This is a genomic window from Cupriavidus sp. HPC(L) (assembly GCF_000307735.3).
Classification (GTDB): Bacteria; Pseudomonadota; Gammaproteobacteria; order Burkholderiales; family Burkholderiaceae; genus Cupriavidus.
Genome location: NZ_AMPR02000272.1, coordinates 1 through 3,490 on the forward strand (window position 1 = coordinate 1; position 3,490 = coordinate 3,490).

A 3,490-nucleotide genomic window follows, 5' to 3' on the forward strand; every position below is an offset into this window, starting at 1 on the left:
ATCCGGCCGACTACCCGCAGATGATCGCGCGCGCCCAGCGCGAAGGCATGGTCACGGTCTATGCGTCGACCGACGAGGACGTCGCGCGGCCGCTGCTCAATGCCTTCGAGGCGCGCTTTCCCGGCGTCAAGGTCGCCTATCGCGACCTGAACACGATCGAGCTGAACCAGCGTTTCCTCGCCGAGTCCGCGCAGCCGGTCCGCGCCGATCACGCCGACGTGCTGTGGAGCACCGCGATGGACCTGCAGATCAAGCTGGTCAACGACGGCCACGCACTGCACTACGCCTCGCCCGAGCGCGCGGGGCTGCCCGGCTGGGCGAGCTGGCGCGAGGAGGCCTGGGGCACCACCTTCGAGCCGGCGGTGATCGTCTACAACCGCCGCCATTTCGACGGCATGCCGGTGCCGCGCAGCCGCAGCGCGCTGGCGCGGCTGCTGCAGGACAACGCAGCGCGCTGGCGCGGGCGCGTGGTCACCTACGACATCGAGCGCTCGGGCGTCGGCTATCTGCTGGCCCAGCAGGATGCGCGCATGGGCGGCGAGTTCTGGTATCTGGCGCAGGCGCTGGGACGCGCCGGCGTGCGGCTGTCGGCGTCGACCGCGGACATGGTCGAATCGGTCGCCAGCGGCGAACTGGTGCTGGCCTACAATCTGCTGGGCTCGTACGCGCTGTCGCTGATGGAGCGCGGCGCGGCGATCGGCGTGGTGGCGCCGAGCGACTACACGCTGGTGATGTCGCGCGTCGCCTTTATCGCGCGCCGGGCGCCGCATCCGTGGGCCGCGCGGCTATGGCTGGATTTCCTGCTGTCGCGCGAGGGGCAGGCGTTGCTGGCGCGTTCGGCGTCGCGGCTCTATACGATCCGCACCGATACGAAGAGCGGCCATACCGCGACGGCGCTGGCCGAGCGGCTGGGCTACGCGTTCAAGCCGATCAGCGTCGGGCCGGGGCTGCTGGCGGCGCAGGACACGCTGCGCAAGCAGGCCTTCCTCGCACGCTGGCGGGAGGCGATGAAGGGATGAAGTCGGAGCAAGGCGGTGGCGAGGCGACACGGACGAGGGTTGTTCAGCCGCCGCGCAGCGCATCAGCCGCCCGCGCATTGCTGCTGCTGGACCTTGAGCCGCAAGGCCGCCATCTCTTCGTCCAGCTTGGCCATCGGCCGCGGCACATAGCCCTTGCGCAGCGACGGGGCGAAGCGCAACGTGTCGACGAAGACGTCGGCAAGCCGTTCGGCGTCGGCATTCAGGTCGAAGTCGCCCGGCGCGAACAGCCAATGGGCCAGCACGCCGCCGATCGCGGCATGGAAGGCGTTGACCGCCAGGTCCAGATCGAGATCCGCCGACAGCTGGCCCCGTTCGATCGCCAGGCGCAGGTGCTCGCGCATCTTCAGCAAGCCCTGCTCGTGCGATTGCCGCTGGCGCTCGAGGATGGCGCCGTTGTCGTCCACCATCTCGCACTTGTGGAATACGATCTCGAACACGCGCCGCCATTGCGGATTGACCACCGTCTCGCGGAACACCAGCGCAACGATGTCGCGGATGCCGCCGAGCGGGTCCTCCTGGCTCGCGATTCGCTCGGGTTCGCACAGCGCCTCGACCGGTAGATGCACGCGATCGCACATGGCGGCAAACAGATCGCTCTTGTTCTTGAAATGCCAGTAGATCGCGCCCCGGGTCACGCCGGCGGCCTCGGCGATATCGGCCAGCGAGGGCCGCGCCACGCCACGCGCATGGAAAACGGCCTCGGCCGCGTCGAGGATGCGATGTCGCGTCTCGAGGGCTTCTTCCTTGGTACGTCTGGCCATAAGCGGTGTCTTCAGTGGGCGGTGGGGACGAATGGGACGGCTTCGCCGAGGATCGTGGCGACCGCACCCGGTCGCCGGCCAGCCACGAAAGAAACGAATCCGTCACGAAATTGCGGTACCACTGGACTCCCTGCTCTGTTTTGCTGCGGTGCGACGGGCGGCATGCTAACCGATCCCGGTTGCCCCCGCATATGCGGCCGCAGCCCGGCGGGGCAAAGAGACTGGGCATCCTTGCGGTGCAATATTTCTCTTACATACATGCTTGAATGTATATATACTACGCGCTAGCCACAATTTGGACCAGCCCTGCGCATCTTTCTACCAAGAGATCCTGACCATTCGGGTCCTGCGGGCTGCAGTTAGTGACGCATACGCGACCATCTGTCGCAATCCATACGGCACCATTGCGGTTTGTGGCTAGTATTGTTCTTTTTCTCCACGACGGTCCGTCGTGGGGTTCTGCCGCACAGGACGTCCACGCCGGCCCCTTAGCTCTGGGCCGGCGTTTGGCGTATCCGGCCGATCTCAAATTGCCATCACGGGGTTATCGATGAGGAAGTCCCAACGTTCGAGTTTGCTTGCCGTTACCGCTGCGCTGACGGTACTCACGCTGTCCGCCTGCGGCAACGACGCCCCGCAGGGCGGCGCGATGCCGCCGCCCGAGGTGGGCGTGGTGACGGTGACGCCGACGGCGGTGCCGGTCGTCAACGAGCTGCCGGGCCGTCTCGAGGGCGTGCGCACCGCCGAAGTGCGGGCGCGCGTCGAAGGTATCGTGCTGTCGCGCAACTACCGTGAGGGCGGCGAGGTCAAGGCCGGCCAGGTGATGTTCAAGATCGACCCGGCGCCGTACCAGGCCCAATTGGCGTCGGCCAAGGCCAGTCTGGCCCGGGCCGAGGCCAATGCGGTCGCCGCGCGGCAGAAGGCCGAGCGCTACAAGCCGCTGGTGGCCGTCAACGCGGTCAGCAAGCAGGAATATGACGAGGCTGTCGCGGCTGCCGGCCAGGCCGCCGCCGAGATCGCCTCGGCCAAGGCCGCCGTCACCACGGCCCAGATCAACCTGGGCTATACCACGGTCACGGCGCCGATTTCCGGCCGTGCCGGCCGTGCGCTGGTGACCGAGGGCGCGCTGGTCGGCAACGGCCAGGCGACCCAGCTGGCGCTGGTCGAGCAGGTCGATCCGATCTGGGTGACCTTCACCCAGCCCGCCACCGAGGTGATGCGGCTGCGCCGTGCCATCGAGTCGGGCGCCATCAAGGGCGTCGACGGCGGTGCCAAGGTGCGCCTGTTCCTCGAGGACGGCACCGAGTACAGCGAGACCGGCAAGCTGCTGTTCTCGGACATGACGGTCGATCCGAGCACCGGCGCGATCACGCTGCGCGCGCAGTTCCCGAATCCGCGCCGTGATCTGCTGTCGGGCACCTATGTGCGCGTGCGGGTCGAGCAGGGTGTCGACGAGAACGCGCTGACCGTGCCGCAACGCGGCCTGATCCGCAGCGGCCAGGGCGCCTCGGTGCTGGTGGTCGGCGCGGACGGCAACGTCGCCGCGGTGCCGGTCAAGGTGGGACCGGCGATCGGCGATCGCTGGGTGGTCACCGAAGGCCTGAAGGGCGGCGAGAAGGTGATCGTCGAGGGCCTGCAGAAGGTCAAGCCGGGTGCGCCGGCCAAGGCAGTGCCGTTCCAGGCGCAGGT

3 protein-coding genes are annotated in these 3,490 nt (G+C 68.0%); 2 read left to right on the top strand and 1 reads right to left on the bottom strand.

The window, feature by feature from the left end; translation table 11 throughout:
* On the top strand, positions 1–1,019 hold a 1,019-nt coding region (locus B551_RS15425), incomplete at its 5' end, for an ABC transporter substrate-binding protein (RefSeq protein WP_023264463.1).
* Between the two features lie 62 nt (positions 1,020–1,081).
* Here B551_RS15425 and B551_RS15430 read toward each other — a convergent pair.
* Positions 1,082–1,801: a TetR family transcriptional regulator gene (locus tag B551_RS15430; RefSeq protein WP_023264464.1), complete on the bottom strand. Its 720-nt coding sequence runs from the start codon at positions 1,799–1,801 to the stop codon at positions 1,082–1,084.
* Positions 1,802–2,351: 550 nt separating this feature from the next.
* On the opposite strand from B551_RS15430, the gene B551_RS15435 reads away from it, so the two are divergent.
* Positions 2,352–3,490 (top strand): efflux RND transporter periplasmic adaptor subunit (locus B551_RS15435; protein ID WP_043440068.1); only part of this gene is annotated, 1,139 nt, incomplete at its 3' end.

What these genes read in the sequence shown, in the direction of transcription:
- B551_RS15430 (WP_023264464.1), bottom strand. Translation starts at nt 1,801, where the DNA reads ATGGCCAGACGTACCAAGGAAGAAGCCCTCGAGACGCGACATCGCATC.